Source organism: Sphingomonas sp. SRS2 (assembly GCF_000971055.1).
Classification (GTDB): Bacteria; Pseudomonadota; Alphaproteobacteria; order Sphingomonadales; family Sphingomonadaceae; genus Rhizorhabdus.
In genome coordinates this window covers 1-16,666 of sequence record NZ_LARW01000146.1, presented here as the reverse complement: position 1 = coordinate 16,666, position 16,666 = coordinate 1, and the positions used below count along the sequence as shown (strand labels likewise).

17 protein-coding genes are annotated in these 16,666 nt (G+C 58.8%); 7 read left to right on the top strand and 10 right to left on the bottom strand.

Features of this window, described 5'->3' with window-relative positions:
* Positions 1-115 precede the first annotated feature (115 nt).
* The gene (locus tag WP12_RS21620) at positions 116-862 is read left to right on the top strand and encodes an SDR family NAD(P)-dependent oxidoreductase (protein ID WP_160299265.1); all 747 of its coding nucleotides are present in this window, start codon (positions 116-118) and stop codon (positions 860-862) included.
* Between the two features lie 61 nt (positions 863-923).
* On the opposite strand, the gene WP12_RS21615 is transcribed toward WP12_RS21620, so the two are convergent.
* A complete protein-coding gene (locus WP12_RS21615; RefSeq protein WP_046195720.1) occupies positions 924-2,147 on the bottom strand; it encodes a cytochrome P450 in 1,224 nt (407 codons plus the stop codon).
* Positions 2,148-2,431: 284 nt separating this feature from the next.
* Here WP12_RS21615 and WP12_RS23680 point away from each other — a divergent pair, with 284 nt between their 5' ends.
* The 4 genes from WP12_RS23680 (at position 2,432) to WP12_RS21595 (ending at position 6,519) form a co-directional block, all read left to right on the top strand.
* Positions 2,432-3,037 (top strand): nuclear transport factor 2 family protein, encoded by a 606-nt coding sequence (locus WP12_RS23680; RefSeq protein ID WP_160299264.1) that lies wholly within the window; start codon positions 2,432-2,434, stop codon positions 3,035-3,037.
* Positions 3,038-3,264: 227 nt separating this feature from the next.
* Complete coding sequence (locus tag WP12_RS21605; RefSeq protein WP_160299263.1) at positions 3,265-5,712, top strand: TonB-dependent receptor; 2,448 nt, start codon at positions 3,265-3,267, stop codon at positions 5,710-5,712.
* 40 nt (positions 5,713-5,752) lie between these two features.
* Positions 5,753-6,067, top strand: a complete 315-nt coding sequence (locus tag WP12_RS21600; protein WP_046195719.1) for a 2Fe-2S iron-sulfur cluster-binding protein — start codon at positions 5,753-5,755, stop codon at positions 6,065-6,067.
* Positions 6,068-6,093: 26 nt separating this feature from the next.
* Complete coding sequence (locus WP12_RS21595; protein ID WP_046195718.1) at positions 6,094-6,519, top strand: nuclear transport factor 2 family protein; 426 nt, start codon at positions 6,094-6,096, stop codon at positions 6,517-6,519.
* 96 nt (positions 6,520-6,615) lie between these two features.
* Here the strand turns inward: WP12_RS21595 and WP12_RS21590 are convergent, their stop codons facing one another.
* The 6 genes from WP12_RS21590 to hmgA form a co-directional block, all read right to left on the bottom strand.
* Positions 6,616-7,818 carry a cytochrome P450 gene (locus tag WP12_RS21590; protein ID WP_046195717.1) on the bottom strand — a complete coding sequence of 401 codons (1,203 nt, stop codon included), beginning with the start codon at positions 7,816-7,818 and terminating at the stop codon, positions 6,616-6,618.
* 124 nt (positions 7,819-7,942) lie between these two features.
* Positions 7,943-9,019, bottom strand: coding sequence for a 3-isopropylmalate dehydrogenase (gene leuB / locus WP12_RS21585; RefSeq protein ID WP_046195716.1), 1,077 nt, complete (start codon positions 9,017-9,019; stop codon positions 7,943-7,945).
* Between the two features lie 20 nt (positions 9,020-9,039).
* Complete coding sequence (gene leuD, locus WP12_RS21580) at positions 9,040-9,645, bottom strand: 3-isopropylmalate dehydratase small subunit (RefSeq protein ID WP_046195715.1); 606 nt, start codon at positions 9,643-9,645, stop codon at positions 9,040-9,042.
* Complete coding sequence (gene leuC / locus WP12_RS21575; RefSeq protein WP_046195714.1) at positions 9,642-11,063, bottom strand: 3-isopropylmalate dehydratase large subunit; 1,422 nt, start codon at positions 11,061-11,063, stop codon at positions 9,642-9,644. Before leuC ends, leuD begins: the two co-directional genes overlap by 4 nt.
* The gene (locus WP12_RS21570) at positions 11,056-11,643 is read right to left on the bottom strand and encodes an NIPSNAP family protein (RefSeq protein ID WP_160299262.1); all 588 of its coding nucleotides are present in this window, start codon (positions 11,641-11,643) and stop codon (positions 11,056-11,058) included. The genes leuC and WP12_RS21570 overlap by 8 nt, the downstream gene beginning before the upstream one ends.
* A gap of 70 nt (positions 11,644-11,713) precedes the next feature.
* Positions 11,714-13,033, bottom strand: coding sequence for a homogentisate 1,2-dioxygenase (gene hmgA, locus WP12_RS21565; protein ID WP_052730553.1), 1,320 nt, complete (start codon positions 13,031-13,033; stop codon positions 11,714-11,716).
* Positions 13,034-13,512: 479 nt separating this feature from the next.
* Here hmgA and WP12_RS21560 point away from each other — a divergent pair, with 479 nt between their 5' ends.
* Entirely contained in the window at positions 13,513-14,685 is a 1,173-nt protein-coding gene (locus WP12_RS21560; protein WP_046195711.1) for a serine aminopeptidase domain-containing protein, read from the top strand.
* A gap of 15 nt (positions 14,686-14,700) precedes the next feature.
* Here the strand turns inward: WP12_RS21560 and WP12_RS21555 are convergent, their stop codons facing one another.
* From WP12_RS21555 to WP12_RS26100, 3 genes are all read right to left on the bottom strand, one after another.
* Positions 14,701-15,339, bottom strand: coding sequence for an NIPSNAP family protein (locus tag WP12_RS21555; protein WP_152664114.1), 639 nt, complete (start codon positions 15,337-15,339; stop codon positions 14,701-14,703).
* 111 nt (positions 15,340-15,450) lie between these two features.
* Positions 15,451-15,669 carry an Lrp/AsnC ligand binding domain-containing protein gene (locus WP12_RS26105; protein ID WP_235399249.1) on the bottom strand — a complete coding sequence of 73 codons (219 nt, stop codon included), beginning with the start codon at positions 15,667-15,669 and terminating at the stop codon, positions 15,451-15,453.
* Positions 15,624-15,917 carry an Lrp/AsnC family transcriptional regulator gene (locus WP12_RS26100; protein WP_235399247.1) on the bottom strand — a complete coding sequence of 98 codons (294 nt, stop codon included), beginning with the start codon at positions 15,915-15,917 and terminating at the stop codon, positions 15,624-15,626. Before WP12_RS26100 ends, WP12_RS26105 begins: the two co-directional genes overlap by 46 nt.
* Positions 15,918-16,028: 111 nt before the next feature.
* Between WP12_RS26100 and WP12_RS21545 the strand changes: the two genes are divergently transcribed.
* On the top strand, positions 16,029-16,640 hold the full coding sequence (locus WP12_RS21545; RefSeq protein ID WP_052730552.1) for a thiamine pyrophosphate-dependent enzyme: 612 nt from the start codon (positions 16,029-16,031) through the stop codon (positions 16,638-16,640).
* Positions 16,641-16,666 lie beyond the last annotated feature (26 nt).

Sequence of the window (16,666 nt, the reverse complement as noted above, 5' to 3'; positions counted from 1 at the left end):
ATATGTATGCATTAATAGCTGTACGCACATGTTGAAGATGATGTGCTTCGGCAAATAAGACCACGCTTCAGCTGAGCTGCAGCGGCGCAAATGGTGATCATGGGAGGATAGGATTGTGGTTGTTCGGTCGGGAATCGTAACAGGTGGCGCCGCAGGGATCGGAGAGGGCGTGGTCGAGCGTATGCTGGCCGACGGCCACAATGTCGTGGCGGTCGATCGCGACGAAGCGACGCTCGACGCGCTGAGCAAGAGGCTCGACACCTCACAGCTGGCAACCGTAGCGGGCGATATAGCAGCGCAGGAGACGGCGGACAGGATGGTGGCGACCTGCCTCGAAAAATTCGGCTCGGTCGATTTCATGGTCAACAGCGCCGGCATTTCCGGCCCATATCTCGCCCTCGATGAGACGCCGTTCGAGGACTATGAACAGGTGCTCAACATCAACCTGAGCGGTACGTTCCTGGCGATGCGCGCAACGATTGCGGCCATGAAGAAGGCAGGAAAGGGCGGCGCTATCGTCAACATCTCGTCGCTTGCCGGCCTGAAGTCGGTTGCGATGATTTCACCCTATTGCGCTTCCAAATTCGGTGTGCTCGGCCTGACCTATACCGCAGCCGTCGAAAATGCGCCGGCCGGCATCCGCGTCAACGCAATCTGCCCCGGCATGATCCAGACGCCGATGATGTTGCGCAACTATGGTGAGGATGCTGGCAAGGACAGCAACGATCCCTTCGGCATCCCGATGCTGCGCCGCGGCCAGCCGTCTGACATCGCCAATGCCGCCGCATTCCTGATCAGCGATCAGTCGAGCTACATCACGGGCGTGGCTTTGCCGGTCGACGGTGGACTGTCGGCGATCTGATCCGGTGGGAGGGGGCGCATAACCGGCCTCCTCCCTTCCCACCCCATGCGTCGCGCAGGGCTCAGCCAGCCTCGACGCGCACCCGCAGCGGCAGCGCCTCGATCCGGCGGGCGCTATTGCTCAGTCGATGCGATATTTCGCCGTCCAGTTCCAGCCGGCTCACCCGCCGCAACAGCGCGGACAAGATCGCTTCGCCTTCCAGCCGTGCGATCATCTGCCCCAGGCAGACATGAACGCCCGTTCCCAACGCCATGTGCCGAAATGTGGATCGCCGGATATCGTATCGATCGGGATCTGGCCATTTCGCCGGATCGCGATTTGCGGCCGCGAGCGAGCACAGCACCTTGGTCTCCGCATTGAGCGAATAACCGAAGAACTCGACGCTCCCGTTCGTTGTCCGGAACAGGGTTTGCGCAGGGGTCTCGAGCCGCAACGCCTCTTCGAACGCCCCTCGGACCAGTTTCGGTTCTGCCTTCAGCAGCGCCCATTGGTCAGGATTGCTGGCAAGCAGCCACAGCATGCTGCCGATACTGCTGATGACGGTATCGGTGCCGCCACGCAGGAACGTCCGCAGTAAAGGCGCCACCAGATCCATCTCAAGATCGCCCTGGTCCGCGTGCGCCCAGATCGTCTCGCCAAAGCCGCCGGGCAGCATCGCCTGCCTTTCGAACTTGGCATTGAACCACGGCATGATCGGATCGACCTTGCGAGCGGAGTCTAGGTAGAGCGCGTTCGCGGGGCCGAGCGCATTCCCCGTGAGATCGCCGATCGCCAATAGATTCTCACGACCATCCTTGTCGATCCCGAGGGCATCGGGGAAAACCGACAGGACGAATGGCTCCGCGATGTCGGCCATGCCGTCGAACCTGCCCCGCGCGACGACGGAAGAGACAAGCCGCTCCGCCTCCGCCTCGAAGTCCTCCCGCCATTTTCGGATCACTGACGGCGAGAGGATGCGGTTCATCAATTGCCGGATCTTGGTGTGCTGTGGCGGATCGACCTCGACGATCGGCCCCGGAGGCCGGATCGTTTCGCCCTTTCGGGTGTGACTGAGCCCCGTGCCGGCGGACGACGAGAAGTTCTTCCAATCGCCGAACGCTGCGAACACCTCGGCATAACGCCCGACCGCATAGCATTGATGGGCCGGGAGATAGACGACGGGACCACCAGCTCGAAGCACGCGCTGGAATTCCAGTGGATCGCGTAAAGACGCCTCCGAAAAGGGATCGAGGTTGAGAACCGGCGGAGTCTTTAGTCGCGTCCGTGAATTGTCGACGCCCGTCATACCCTCTCCTATCCTGTTAATAATGTATGCACTACGCCAGATTTCGCGTTTGGCAATGCGAAAGCGCGCCGCTTTTGATGGCGAGGCTGCTTACGAGGTCAGGCCGATTTTCATATTCTGCTAAGAATGCCCGGAAAATCGGGCTTATTAACACCGGGATCTGCACTGAATATCGATCGGTTTGGGCTATTATTCGACAGTACCGCCGGCATGTGCATACATGTATTCTGATAAGGCCGACTTCTCCCTTAAGCTCGGCACATGACAGAAAGGATGACCGGCACATGGCGCAGCCCGCAAGATTGGAGGATCGCGAGCAGATCCGAGAAGTCCTGTTCCGATATTCCCGTGGTATCGACCGCCGCGATGTCGATCTTCTCAGGTCCTGCTACCATGCGGATTCCATCGATCAGCGGCCGTCCTTCTCGGGGACCGGGCACGCCTTTGCGGAATATGCCATCAGCGAGGTGAGCGACGCCGTTTTCACCCAGCATATAATCTCTAACATATTGATTGAGTTTAATAATAAGCAAGCATTCTGTGAATGCTATGTGCTCGCCATCCATCGCTTCGAGACCGAAGAACGGATGGTAGACTTCACACATTACGGCAGATATTGCGACATTTTCGAGTTTCGGGACGACAGCTGGAAGATAGCGTTCCGGCTGCATATTCCTGACGCGAATCAGGTGACGCCCGTCACCGAACTTGGCGGCAAAAAACGCAAAGACGTTGCAGATGATGCGGCAGTGGCCATCCGTGGCGAACCTCATCCGAGCGATGCTTCGTACCGGCGGTTTTCAGTAAGCGCGCTCCGTCGCGATATACCGACACGAACCGGTATGTTCCGCGAACGCGTCGCCGCTTGGTTGGATGCAATACCTAATTGATAAATATACAGTAATATCAGAATTAGATGTCTTTCTGTCGTGCCCCCTCCGCCTCTGTCTTGCGCAGCCCAATGGAATTTTTGGTCAGGCGCACCGCACATTATGTATGCAATTTGTTGACAGTCCTCCAGTGGGTCGGCACGATATGCATACATAACATTAGCGGGACGCGAACGCTGTCCCGACCGAACGGAAAGCTATCCGTTTTTTGGGGGGGAAGGACAGCCATGACTTACGCTGATTGCCTGGGTTTGCGCAGCACTGCGCTATTGCGCAGATATCTCTTGGCATCGGTCGGCATCGGCTGCGCGCTGACTTCCGTACCGGCGCTCGCACAGCAAGCATCGGCTGCCGGAATCGATGCAGAGATCGTCGTCACCGCACAGAAGCGCGAAGAAAGGCTGCAGGACGTGGGCCTTACGGTCGCCGCGATCGGCGCCAACCGGCTCAGCGAGGCGCGGGTTAACAGCCTGGCTGACATCGCGCTGGTTGTGCCCGGTCTGGTCTTCGCTCCCAGCGCCCTGACCACGCCGGTCTACACGTTGCGCGGCGTCGGCTTCAACGAGTCGTCCTTCTCGGCCTACCCGAACGTCAGCCTCTATATAGACCAGGCCCCGCTGTCGCTGCCTGTGCTTTCGACCCTTGTTGCTTTCGATCTCGAACGCGTCGAAGTTCTGAAGGGACCGCAGGGCACCTTGTTCGGCAATAACTCGACCGGCGGTGCGATCAACTTCATTGCAGCGAAACCCACCAAGGATTTTCATGCCGGCGCAGAGCTTGGTTACGGCCGCTTTAACACGCTCGACGTCGCTGCGTTCGTCAGCGGTTCGCTAACGGACACGCTGACCGCACGTCTTGCGGTAAAGGCGATCAAGAGCGGCGACTGGCAATATAGTTACACTCGCAAGGACGGCATCGGCAAAACCGACAATGCCGCCGCGCGGCTTATCCTGAACTGGGAGCCTAGCGATCGGCTGACGATTTCGCTGAACGCCAACGGTTGGCGCAACCGTAACGACCCCGTAGGTCCGCAATATTTCCGCCTGCGCCTGCAGAACGCAGTCGGCTCCACCGGGCCGGCTGGGTCCGTTCCCGCCACATTGCCGATCCTGACCTACCCCTTCGCACCGCAGAACGCGCGGGCAACCGACTGGAATCCGGCGGCGCCACCCTATCTGCGAAGCAACCTTTGGCAAACGACGCTAAGGGCCGATCTCGAAGTCACCGATAGCATTACACTCACCTCGATCACCGGCTATACCGATTTCAATCTGGTGAACCGGATCGAGTATGACGGCACCGCGCTGACGGTGGGCGATCTCATCCGCAACACCGGCGGCATCCAATCCTTCACCCAGGAAGTTCGTCTCGCCGGTAAGCTCGACAATGGTTTCCGATGGGTTCTCGGCGCGAACTATGGTGCCGACGATGTTCTCGAGACTGGTGTCATTTCATCTCGGGACACCTCCAACTTCCCGACCAACAACCTTCCCGGAAATATTTACGATTCCGACCAGCACATGCGCAATTATGCGGTCTTCGGCAGCCTCGAATATCCGCTTACCCCCGATCTGACGCTGAAGGGCGGCATCCGCTACACCGAAGCGCATCGCCGGGTTGCGTCGAGTGACCGTGAATCGTCGGATCTTTCTCCGCCGATCGCTACCGCTTTCTTCAATGCCGTGTGGAGTTCGCTGTCGTTCATCTACCCCAACTACAGGCCGATCCAGCGCTTCGACAGCTTTGCAATCGACAACCGTTTGAACGCAAATGGAACGCCTCTCGATCCAGCGACCTACGGAACGGCGGGCGTGTATAGGTCGTCGCTCAAGGAGCATAATGTCTCGTGGAGCGTCGGTGCAGACTACAAGATAGGTCCGGACGCGCTTGTCTATGTCAACGCCTCCCGCGGCTACAAGGCGGGCAGCTATCCGAATCTCGCTGCCGCGACCTGGTCGCAGTTCGAGGCCGTGACACAGGAATCGATAATGGCCTATGAGCTGGGCGCCAAGACCCAGTTCCTCGACCGCCGCATCACGCTTAATGCCGCAGCTTTCTATTACCGCTACAACGACAAGCAACTGCGAGCGAAGATCGTCGACGCGATCTTCGCTCAGCTTGACGGGTTGGTGAACGTGCCCAAATCGACCGTCGTCGGCGGCGAGATCGAAGCAACCATCCGCCCGGTCGATGCAATGACGGTCAACATATCGGCAACCTACATTCCTACGGCGAAGATTAAAAACTATCAGGGCGTATCGGGCGTCGCGATCGATCCAGCGACATTTCTTTTCGTGCCGGTGCGACAATCATACAAAGGCGCGCGCCTTCCCTTCGCACCGAAATGGCAGCTGTCGGCATCTGCCCGCTACGGCTTCCCACTCATGAGCAATGCCAATGGCTTCGTCGGCGGGAGTGTCACCGCCCAGTCGCGAACCTTGTCGCAACCAGCGATCACCTTGGCCGACCGGCGCGATTTCACCATCATTGGCCGGGCTGTCTTTGGCCTGAATGCCGGACTGGAAGATCCCAATGGCGCTTGGAAAGTCACGCTGTGGGGCAAGAACATTTTCAACAAATATTACTGGAACAATGTGATCCAGGCTTACGACACCGTCGGACGTTTTCCCGCCCGGCCCGCCGAGTACGGTATTTCCGTCGGGTGGAAGATATGATCCCAATCCATCGGTCGAAGGCGCAGCACATGAGATCATCATGCCCAAATTGATCGTGACGACCCGCGACGGGACGCGGAGGGCACTGGATGCACAGCCTGGCCTCAGCATCATGGAGAATGTTCGTGATGCTGGGGTGGACGAGATGCTTGCGCTGTGTGGCGGGTGTTGCGCCTGCGCAACCTGCCACGTCTACGTTGATTCCGACTTTATAGGTCTGCTTCCCACAATGAGTGAAGAGGAAGACGGGATGCTGGAAGGCACAGACACGCGTCGCGCCAATTCGCGTCTTTCCTGCCAGCTCATATTCGAAGAGCGGCATGACGGAATCGGCGTACGCATTGCCGAAGATTAAGCCTGTCACAACTAGGAAGAGTGCCCATGCCTTTGACAACCGCTGACGAACTCGAAATCATACGTCTGATCAATCGCTATTCGCATGCTGCATCGAACCAGGACGCCGACGCGCTGATCGATTTGTTCACCGACGACGTAGTCTGGGAACGCAAAGTCGGCGCGAACGACGGAAAATATACCGACCGCGTCCGTATCGAAGGCCGCAACGCCTATAGGGACTTTGCGCTTCAGATGTTCGAGGTGCAAGGCGCGATACAATACCAATATGTTGCAACGAATCCGGTAGTCATCGGCGACGGAGATCGCGCCGAGGGCGTATCGACCACCTTCATCATCGGCGTGAGCGACAACAACCCGTCGCTCATGTTGCTTGGCAATTTCGATGATGAATTCCGCAAGACCGCCGACGGCTGGAAATTCTCATATCGCGGCATGCGTTGCACAATGTGACGACCGCCTGATCCGATCAGCCTGTTCTCCCCTGGATCCTCCGTCGCACATGGTGCGCGGAGGTTTTTTTATACCGACCGCGCCCGGTTCCCGTGATCAGGCGGGGGTAACGCGTATCGGGAGGTTGTCGAGCGTGCGCAACATATTCAGAGGCCGATAGACGGGCGTGCCCGTAAGCTCCATTCGCTCCACACGGTCAAGCATCGCGGTCAAAATGCTTTCGGCTTCCATCCGGGCAATCAGCTGCCCGATGCATTGATGAATACCGAAACCGAACGCGATATGCCCGGCCATCACACGGTGAATATCGAAGTTGTCGGGATCGGCCCATTTGCGCGGATCACGGTTCGCAGCGCCTGGGAAAACCTGGACCTTGCTGTCCTTGGGAATCGCCAGTCCGTCGATCTCGACATCGCGGGTCGTTGTCCGGAAGTAGGACTGGATAGGTGTTTCGAGGCGAATTGCCTCTTCGAACACCATCTTCACCCGCGATCGATCCTTCCTGAGCGTCGCCCATAGCTCCGGCCGCTCCGCAAGCAGCCGGAGGGCGGTGCTGATGCCGCTGATCGTCGTATCGGTACCGCCGCGATACATCGACAGCAGCAGGCCACTTGCCACGCCTTCGGCCAGGGCACCTGCATCCTCCGCCTTATAAACCTGATCCGAAAAGCTGCCGGATTGAATCCCTTCGCGGCTTCGCGCGGCCTCCAGCCAATCAGCGATTCCGGCCATAGCCTTGGCGGATTCTTCGAACAACGCGTTCTTCGGCCCCAATGCGTTGAAATTATAGTCACCGACAATGACCATGTTCTCGCGATGCGGCTGTATCCCGAGCGACTCCGGAAAGACCTTCAGGACATAGGCTTCAGAAATATCCTTTGCGGCATTCACCACCCCGGCCTTGCAGATGCTGTCGACCACGGTGACGCTCTCGGCATCGAAAGCGACCTGCCAGCCGCGGACGATCTTCGGCGAAATGATCTTGTTCAGCACACCGCGCACCTGCGTATGCGACGGCGGATCCGCCTCCACGATCGGCCCAGGCTGACGCCAGCTGTCCGGATCTCGGATATCGGTAAGGCCCGCACCATAGCGCGAGCAGAAATCCTCGGAATTGGAGAGAACGGCTTTCACCTGATCATATCGCGATACCGCATAATTGCCGTATCTGGAGAAACGGACGACCGGCGCTGCATCGCGCATGAGATCATGAAACGGATAGGGGTCCAGCAGGGTCTCGATCGCGTAAGGATCGACATCGAGCGTAGGCACCTCTGCGGAGGCGACATCGGAAATCATGATACGATCCCTTGGCGAAAAAGCGGGCGATCGACGCCACTAAACATGATGCAAACTCTAAACGATCGCCATAATGTATGCAATGTTGCTTTTGGCGGCATGGCCGGTGAACAGCTGATCGGCATTATAGTCGCGCCAGAATGGCGTCTCCCATCGCGCTGGTGCCGACAAGGTGCGATCCGCCCGCAAGATCGGCGGTGCGATAGCCATCGGCGAGTGTACGCGCGACGGCGTGTTCGACCGTCTCCGCCAGGTCCGGCCGGCCCAAGCTGGAACGGAGCGCCATGGCGAGGCTGAGGATCGACGCACAAGGATTGGCAATATCCTTGCCGGCGATATCGGGGGCCGATCCATGGATAGGTTCGTACAAGCCGGGCGCCCCCGCATCGCCCAGCGCCGCAGATGGAAGCATGCCGAGTGAGCCGGTGAGCATGGCTGCCGCATCAGAGAGGAGATCGCCGAAGAGATTATCGGTAAGGATCACGTCGAACTGCTTTGGCGCACGAACGAGCTGCATCGCGCAGTTGTCCGCATACATGTGGCTCAATTCCACGTCAGAATAGTCCGATGCGCCGAGCGCGGTGACTTCTTCACGCCAAAGCAGGCCCGACTCCATGACGTTCGACTTCTCGACGGAACAGAGGCGGCCGGAGCGCTTGCGTGCAAGCTCAAAACCGACCCGCGCCACGCGGATGATCTCGTCGCTCGTATAATTCTGTGTGTTGATGCCGCGGCGTTTGCCGCTGCCCATGTCTTCGATGCCGCGCGGCGTGTTGAAATAGACGCCGCCGACCAGCTCGCGCACGAACATGATGTCGAGACCGTCGATATATTCACGCTTGAGCGTCGATTCATCGGCCAACGCCTCGAAACACAATGCAGGCCGCAGATTTGCGAAGACGTTCATCGCTGTCCGCAGGCGCAACAGTCCAGCCTCAGGTCTGACGTTATAAGCAGCTTCCGCCCATTGCGGCCCACCGACAGCGCCGAGCAGCACCGCATCCGATGCAAGCGCCCTTGCGACCGTAGCGTCTTCGATCGGCACGCCCGCGGCGTCAATTGCAGCGCCGCCGAACAGGGCGTTGTCGATCGCAACATCCGAGCCGTGGTCGTGGTTGAGATGCTCGATGACGCGCCTGCTTTGCGCCGTCACTTCGGGACCGATGCCATCACCGGCGAGGAGCAATATGGTCTTGGTCATAATCTACCTGTCAGCGGAGGTCATGCGGCCCGCGATGCGGCGCCGGCAATCCAGGGGAAGTCGGCGATCCTTTGCCTGGCGAAAGCGTCGATGGCCGCCATGTTACGCTCGGTGAGGCCGATTTCGTCCAGCCCTTCGAGCAGGGAGGCCTTGCGGAATGGATCGTAGGAAAAATCGAAGCAATCATCCAATGGGGAGATTACGACCTGCCTTTCGAGATCGATCGTGATATCGATGTCCCCTGCAATCTGCAGCAGCCTGTCGACCTGCTCTTGCGGCAGTTCGATCAGCAGCATCGCGTTCTTGAATGCATTGCCTGAAAAGATATCGGCAAAGCTGGGCGCGATGATGGCCCTTATACCCATGTCCGCAAGCGCCCATGGCGCATGCTCCCGCGATGAACCGCAGCCGAAATTGTCGCCGGCGATCAGGATCGGCGCGCCCGAATTTCGCGGATTGTCGAAAATATTGTCCGGTTGCCCTTCGCGCACGGTGGTGAAGGCATATCGGCCCAGGCCCGTGCGCGTAATGACCTTCAGATGCTTCGCCGGCAGGATGACATCGGTATCGACATTCTTGCGGCCGAACGGGATTGCTACCCCACTTACGGTTCGGATCGCCTTCATGCGATCAGCTCGCGCACGTCGCTTAGCCGGCCAGTCACAGCGGCGGCAGCGGCCATCGCAGGGGACAGGAGGTGGGTTCGCGATCCCGGACCTTGCCGGCCGACGAAATTGCGGTTCGATGTCGATGCGCAGCGTTCACCGGGAGGTACCCTGTCAGCATTCATAGAAAGGCACATCGAACAGCCTGGCTCACGCCACTCGAACCCGGCTTCAATGAATATCGTGTCGAGGCCTTCCGCCTCCGCCTGCCGCTTGACTGCGCCGGAGCCCGGAACCACCAGCGCCTGCTTAACGCCGGCCGCGACATGTCTGCCGCGGGCGACCGCCGCTGCGGCGCGTAGATCCTCGATCCGCGAATTGGTGCAGCTGCCGATGAACACATTCTCAATCGTGATGTCTTGTAGTTTAGTGCCCGGTTCCAAGCCCATATATTCGAGCGAGCGCGCGGTCGCGGCCTGCTTGGCGGGGTCGACGAAACTAGATGGCGCGGGGATGCTGCCAGTGATCGGAAGAACATCCTCGGGGCTTGTGCCCCAGGTCACGAACGGTACGATGGTGGCGGCATCGAGCGTGATGGATCGATCGTAGCTCGCCCCCGGATCGCTGGCGAGCGTTCGCCAATAGGCCACGGCCTCTGTCCAGTGGGCACCTTCGGGCGAGCGCAAACGCCCTTCGAGATAAGCAAAAGTCTGGGCGTCGGGGGCGATCAGGCCTGCTCGCGCACCCGCCTCGATCGCCATGTTGCAGACCGTCAGCCGTCCTTCGATCGACATCGCCTCGATCACGTCGCCGGTATATTCAATGACGTGGCCCGTCCCGCCGGCCGTGCCAAGCGCGGCAATGACCGCCAGCGCGACATCCTTGGGTGTTACACACGGCCCGAGCACCCCGGTGATCCGCACTTCCATCGACCTGGACTGGCGCAGCAATAGTGTCTGCGTCGCCAGGACATGCTCGATCTCGGACGTGCCGATGCCGAAAGCCAGCGCTCCGAGTGCGCCGTGCGTTGCGGTGTGGCTATCGCCGCATACCAACGTCAGGCCGGGCAAGGTGAAGCCCTGTTCGGGACCGACGACATGAACTATCCCCTGCCCCATCGCATTCATATTGATCAACTCGATACCGAAATCGGCGCAGTTACGCTCGAGTGCACCGAGTTGCGCAATCGACTGTTCATCGGGATTGGGTAGATGCCGATCGCGCGTTGGCACATTATGATCGACGACAGCCAGGGTCAGGTCAGGCCGATGCACGCGACGGTTCGCAACACGCAGTCCTTCGAAGGCCTGTGGTGTCGTGACTTCGTGAATCAGATGCCGGTCGATCCAGATCAGCGCCGTGCCGTCATCCTGGCTGGCGACGACATGCGCATCCCAGATTTTCTGATAAAGTGTGCGTGGCTTGTCTGGATCAGCCATCGATCGCCACCAGCGGCGCGAGAAGCATCGTGTTCATCGACTGGAGCATCGGCAATATCGTGTCGGTATAAGCTTGCCACACGGCATCTTCGCGCGTCTGGCTGCGTACCAGATCGCGTTCGTCAAGAGAGCGATAGCCCCACAGATGATAGATTCGATCGACCCGCCCCGAGACTGATCGCCAAATGCCAAAATTCGGGGAATATCTGACCCGCGTCTCGATGGCGTCCAGCATGAGCTCGGCAAAGCGATCGCCCTCGCCGATGTTGGCGTCGTAGACACGCAGTTCATGGATGACGAACTCCGGCGCCGGGGAGACGAAGGCGCGGAGCATATCGAGAAAGACCACCTCGCGACCCTGGATCGCAAAGCCATCGGGCAGAGGTACGGAGGGATGCCTGTCGGTGTTTGCAACATTGCCATTTTGCAGCGTGAAGATGCGATTGAGCAGCCCGAACCGCGATGCCCACACAGCGGAGAGCAAAGGCAGGTTCGCAGGCCGCAGCCGCGAGCAGACCAGAGTGTAGCTGGCATTATCCCGTGCGAGCATCGTGTCGATGGTCAACGTACAGAGAGACAAGCGAAGCTCCGTTCCAAGTGGCATATCGTCGCAAGACGCGACGGGGCGCGGTGATCGGCTGGCTAGGCCGTCAGCCTTCGGGAAAGCGCTTGCGGAAGCCTTCCCAACCACGATGACCTTCGCGCTGGCGGTTCTTGCCTTCCAACGCCTGCGAGGCGACTTCTAGCGGGAAACGTGTCTCGAACATGAAGACCAGCGCGTCCTCGATCTTCACCGGCGCCAGATCCGCCTCCCGCGCCGCCTCATAGGTCGCAAAATCCGGGCCATGCGGGGTCCAGCTATTATGCACGCTTACCGAACCAGGTGGAAAACTGCTCGATCGCGCTTCATGGCTGCCCTGGATGACACTGAGGAACTCCGCCACGCAATTGCGGTGAAAGCCGGGTGGGCGGAACGTATGTTCGGCGACCATCCAGCGCGGCGGAAGCACCATGAAATCGAGATTGCCGCCGCTGACGCTGCTCGACGGAGAAGACAACGCGCAGAAGATCGACGGATCGGGATGGTCGAAGTTCAGCGCCCCCATAACCATAAAGCGCCGCATGTCGAACTTGCTCGGCGTCCAGTTCCCGCGCCAGGCCACAACGTCGAACGGTGAGTGATCAAGCTCGGCGGACCATAGGCTGCCCGCCAGCTTGTGCACCAGCTCGACCGGCCCCTCCTTGTCCTCATAGGCCGCCACCGGCACTTCAAAGTCTATCGCGTTTGCCAGGCCGTGCGAGCCGATGAGCCCGAGGTCCGGGAGCACGAAGGGATGCCCGTAATTCTCGCAGAGAAATCCACGGATTGGGCCGTCGAGAAGATCAACGCGGAACTTCATGCCCTTCGGCACGAGCGCAACCTCTCCGGGTCGGACATGGAGGATGCCAATCTCGGTCACGAGCCTCAGGCCGCCTATTTGGGGCAGAATGAGGCACTCTGCATCGGCGTTGCTGAAAGCGCGCGCATCCATGGAGCGATTAGCGGCGAAAGAATGCACTGCCATGCCGACATGGTCCTTCGGGGACCCATTTCCGCAGATCGTGAGGATACCCTGGATGAAATCCGTGGGAGCTTCCGGCATCGCGAAGGGTGCCCAGCGCAATGGTCCCGGATAAGGTTCGATGTCGAGGGGGGGCGTCAGGAAGTTGCGATTGTCCAATGGGCCGAAAACGCCCTGCGAAACCGATGGCCTGATGCGGAACAGATAGCTCCGGCGGTTGAGCGATCGCGGCGCGCTGAACGCAGTGCCGGACACCAATTCGCTGAACAGCCCCAGAGGAGATTTTTGCGGGCTGTTCTGCCCCACAGGCAACGCACCGGCGAGCGCCTCCGATGCAAACTCATTCCCGAAACCTTTTTGATATTCCAACACGATGTCAGAGCAAGATTCGGTCTTCGCCAATGCCATTGCCATCCCCTTGGCCCGCGACAGGCCTCTACGCGACCCCGTCGCGCTTATCCGGCGATGTGGCAGAAGATAGAATTGCACACAAGTTATAAAGTTGGCAGCTAAGTGAACGCCTTCAAAGGCTAAAAATGATCGCTCTGCGAGCGCCGCTACGGACAAGATCGAAGCGCCAGCACGGCCGCATTTCGGACCGGAGCACAGCAACCGCCGACATACGTGCCATGATTATTTATGTCTTTATTTCAGTATTTTATACCTATATCCATAAGAACTAATAGATCGCCGCGTCGAGGTTCTCGCTCATCGTGAGCGCGTCATCGGTCGACAGATAGGTCGTGACGGATCATCGTTGAAGGCATCACGCGAAAGCGTCTTTCCTCGATTCACTGCATACATTAATAGCCGATCAAAGGCTGCTATAGGCTACCTTGAAAAACACCACTTCCGCTTGGATATCCGTCTGTAAAAAAAGGAAAATTATGCCAGACTCCGCATTCGACGTCCGCAGCGAGTGGGTGCACATCAGCTATTCCGAGGCTTCCAGCATGCGCGAGGTCTACGGCTTCACCGGCATGCAGGGGCTGATCCACCTCGAAGGGGTTCGCTTCATGCCAGCGGACCGGCCTTCGAAGACATTGATCATGTACATGCATCCGGCGTCGACGCTGCAGCTGCTGCCTGTCCCGCGGGCGATGGCAGCCGCAGGCGCGCATGTCCTGTGCGCAGGCAGCCGATATGCGCGTAACGACACGCCGCTGATTCTCGAAAATGTAATCCGCGACTACGCTGCTTATGTTCGCCACGCCAAGGAGATCTGGGGATATGAAAAGGTCGTCGTCGCAGGCTGGTCCGGAGGCGGATCGCTGACGGCATTTTATCAGGCGCAGGCCGAGCAACCATCGATCACTCAGACCGCAGCAGGCGACCCGATCGACGTCAGCGGTTTCATTCCCGGCGACGCCATCATCTTCCATGCAGCACATCTGTCGCGAGCCCAAGTGCTCGCGGACTTCATCGATCCATCGGTCGTCCATGAAGACAATCCCGCGATCCGCAGTTCAGAGCTCGATCTCTACGATCCGCGCAACCCCAACAAGCCGCCGTACAGCGCCGATTACATAGCTTATTTCCGGAGTTCCCAACTGGCGCGCATGCGTCGCCGCACGGTCATAGTGAAGGAGTTGCTTCACGATCTGCGATCCGGGCGGACAAAGGAAGCGGAGCGTGGATTGCTGCTTCACCGCACGCTCGCCGAGCCGAGATTTCTGGACGGCACGATCGACCCGAACGACAGGCGCATCGGGTGGAGCTTCCTTGGCGACCCCGAAATGGCGAACAGCAGCCCCGCCGGCGTCGCGCGTTTCTCAACCTTGCGCGCCTGGCTGTCCCAATGGTCGATCGATGACACCCAGGCCAAGGCATTGAACAATGCGCCGAAGATAAATGTGCCGCTGCTCGCGATCGAGAACTCCGCCGACGATGCCGTACCGCAACCGCATACGCAGCTGTTCTTCGAAGCGGCAGGCAGCCGGGACAAACGGATAGCGGTCATCGCAGGGGCCAATCATTACTATGCGGGCCAGCCAAAGGAACTGGATGATGTCGTCCAGCTGACGACGGGTTGGCTGCGAGACCGGGCGCTGCTCGAATAGCCCAGCGCTGCCCTGTCAGCCAATTAGGTAAGGGGCTCGGTCCAGCATTTCCCAGCGATTCTGCTCTATCGCGTGACGCGGGAAGGCATTCTCCATGAGAGCCGGCAACTGATCCATCGCCCTATCGCGCACGTCACGATTGGGCCAGCTCGCAAGCACCATCGCATAAGGCAAAGGCCCAAACATCAGGTCGAAAGCCGAGACAGCGCTCGCCCCGAGCTCACGGAACGTCGCGAAACCATGCTCATCGCATCCGGTGATGAAATCGGCAGCTAGCGGGATACGGGGCTGCACATGCCATAATGTCTCACAGGAAGAGCCTCGGCCGGAAGCCGGCGCCAAGATGTGATCCGGCCAAGGCTGGATGAGTGTCAAATCCGTACAGGTGACAAATTCGTCCCCGCCGTGCGCGACGCGCGCAGCGTAGAACAGTGGACGAAAGTGAGCCCATGCCGCCGCGCGCTCATCAAAACTGCCCCACGGCATAACCCAGGTCATTACATCGCCGCTCGCCGGAGAACGCCCCTCCCATATTGCCAGCGGCCGCGGCAGCCCATGTTCGGCGAACAGCGGAATAAGAACGTCGTTCATGCGCTCATGCATGTCCGGCATGCGCCCCGTTCTAACGTGATATCGTCTGAGTTCGAGAATCATGAATAGCTCCGATTGTATGCACAAATGCACATATCGGAAATCCTTTTCAAGACTTTCTAGGATCAAGACATGGCGTGATTTTTGATCTCCCACGAGGAGTGATCGAAAGGTTCAAAGGGGAATATGGGTCGTGATTTTAGCAGACTTGAGAGCGAAGCTCGAATTTACCGATGCCACTCCCGGAAAATGCAGGAGCACTTTCTTCAAGAAAAGCTCGTAATCTTCTATGCTCCTCGTAATGACCCTTAGGATATAATCACTCTCTCCGGTCATAGAAAAGCACTCTACGATCTCTGGTCTATTCTGAGCGGAAACCTCAAAAGATTCCAAAGTGTCTTCGTCATGCTGTTTAATTTTATATTTGCGAAAACATTTACCTTGAAACCCAGTTTCGCAGCGTCGAGCATCAATGCTCGCCCTTTCACGACGCCTTGCGCCTCCAGTCGCTTGAGCCGGCGCCAGCACGGGGTATGCGAAAGGCCGACCCTGTTGCCCAATTCCACCGTGGTTAGATCGGGCTGCTCCTGCAGCGCAGCAAGGATCCGCCGGTCTACATCATCCATCTTCGCGTTGGACAAAAAAATTCTCCATATTCGCTTCAATATGAAATCTTCATACTAATATTTCGATTTTGGTGACCAAAACTAGCAAAAGCCTCTCCCATGATCTGCCTTATATTGCATACAAATATGGGGAAGATCATGAGAAACAGACCGGCGCTCGAGCTTCATATTCCACGGCCAGCCTCTCGTCCCGGCGATGTCGCAGGGTTTAATCACCTCCGCCTCTCGGCAGCGGGCGAGGTCCGTCGGCCAGCCGCAGCGGCGCCCGAAGAAGAAATTCGCGACCTTCCCTTCTCCCTCATCCGCGTCCTTGACGATGAAGGCAGTGCCGTCGGTCCCTGGCATCCGCAGCTATCGACGGAAAAACTGATTGCCGGTTTACGGGCGATGTTGCTGACCCGCATCTTCGACGAACGGCTCTTCCGCGCGCACCGCCAAGGCAAAACCAGCTTCTACATGAAGTCGACCGGCGAGGAGGCCATCGGCGCCGCACAATCGCTGGTGCTCGAACGCGAGGACATGTGCTTTCCGACCTACCGGGTGCTCAGCTGGCTGATGGCGCGGGATTATCCGCTGGTCGATCTCATCAACCAGATATTTTCCAACGAGCGCGATCCGCTGCAAGGCCGTCAGTTGCCTAGGGTCCGGACCCATAAATGGGATTCCCACGGCGGCTCGGATGTGATTCAGGCTCTGCGACAGCAGGAGCGTGGATTTGAGCGAGTTTTGGTTGAGTGAACAGCAGTTCGAGCGGCTTCGGCCAT

What these genes read in the sequence shown, in the direction of transcription:
- WP12_RS21615 (WP_046195720.1), bottom strand. Translation starts at nt 2,147, where the DNA reads ATGACGGGCGTCGACAATTCACGGACGCGACTAAAGACTCCGCCGGTT.
- WP12_RS23680 (WP_160299264.1), top strand. Translation starts at nt 2,432, where the DNA reads ATGGCGCAGCCCGCAAGATTGGAGGATCGCGAGCAGATCCGAGAAGTC.
- WP12_RS21605 (WP_160299263.1), top strand. Translation starts at nt 3,265, where the DNA reads ATGACTTACGCTGATTGCCTGGGTTTGCGCAGCACTGCGCTATTGCGC.
- WP12_RS21600 (WP_046195719.1), top strand. Translation starts at nt 5,753, where the DNA reads ATGCCCAAATTGATCGTGACGACCCGCGACGGGACGCGGAGGGCACTG.
- WP12_RS21595 (WP_046195718.1), top strand. Translation starts at nt 6,094, where the DNA reads ATGCCTTTGACAACCGCTGACGAACTCGAAATCATACGTCTGATCAAT.
- WP12_RS21590 (WP_046195717.1), bottom strand. Translation starts at nt 7,818, where the DNA reads ATGATTTCCGATGTCGCCTCCGCAGAGGTGCCTACGCTCGATGTCGAT.
- leuB (WP_046195716.1), bottom strand. Translation starts at nt 9,019, where the DNA reads ATGACCAAGACCATATTGCTCCTCGCCGGTGATGGCATCGGTCCCGAA.
- leuD (WP_046195715.1), bottom strand. Translation starts at nt 9,645, where the DNA reads ATGAAGGCGATCCGAACCGTAAGTGGGGTAGCAATCCCGTTCGGCCGC.
- leuC (WP_046195714.1), bottom strand. Translation starts at nt 11,063, where the DNA reads ATGGCTGATCCAGACAAGCCACGCACACTTTATCAGAAAATCTGGGAT.
- hmgA (WP_052730553.1), bottom strand. Translation starts at nt 13,033, where the DNA reads ATGGCATTGGCGAAGACCGAATCTTGCTCTGACATCGTGTTGGAATAT.
- WP12_RS21560 (WP_046195711.1), top strand. Translation starts at nt 13,513, where the DNA reads ATGCCAGACTCCGCATTCGACGTCCGCAGCGAGTGGGTGCACATCAGC.
- WP12_RS21555 (WP_152664114.1), bottom strand. Translation starts at nt 15,339, where the DNA reads ATGATTCTCGAACTCAGACGATATCACGTTAGAACGGGGCGCATGCCG.
- WP12_RS21545 (WP_052730552.1), top strand. Translation starts at nt 16,029, where the DNA reads ATGGGGAAGATCATGAGAAACAGACCGGCGCTCGAGCTTCATATTCCA.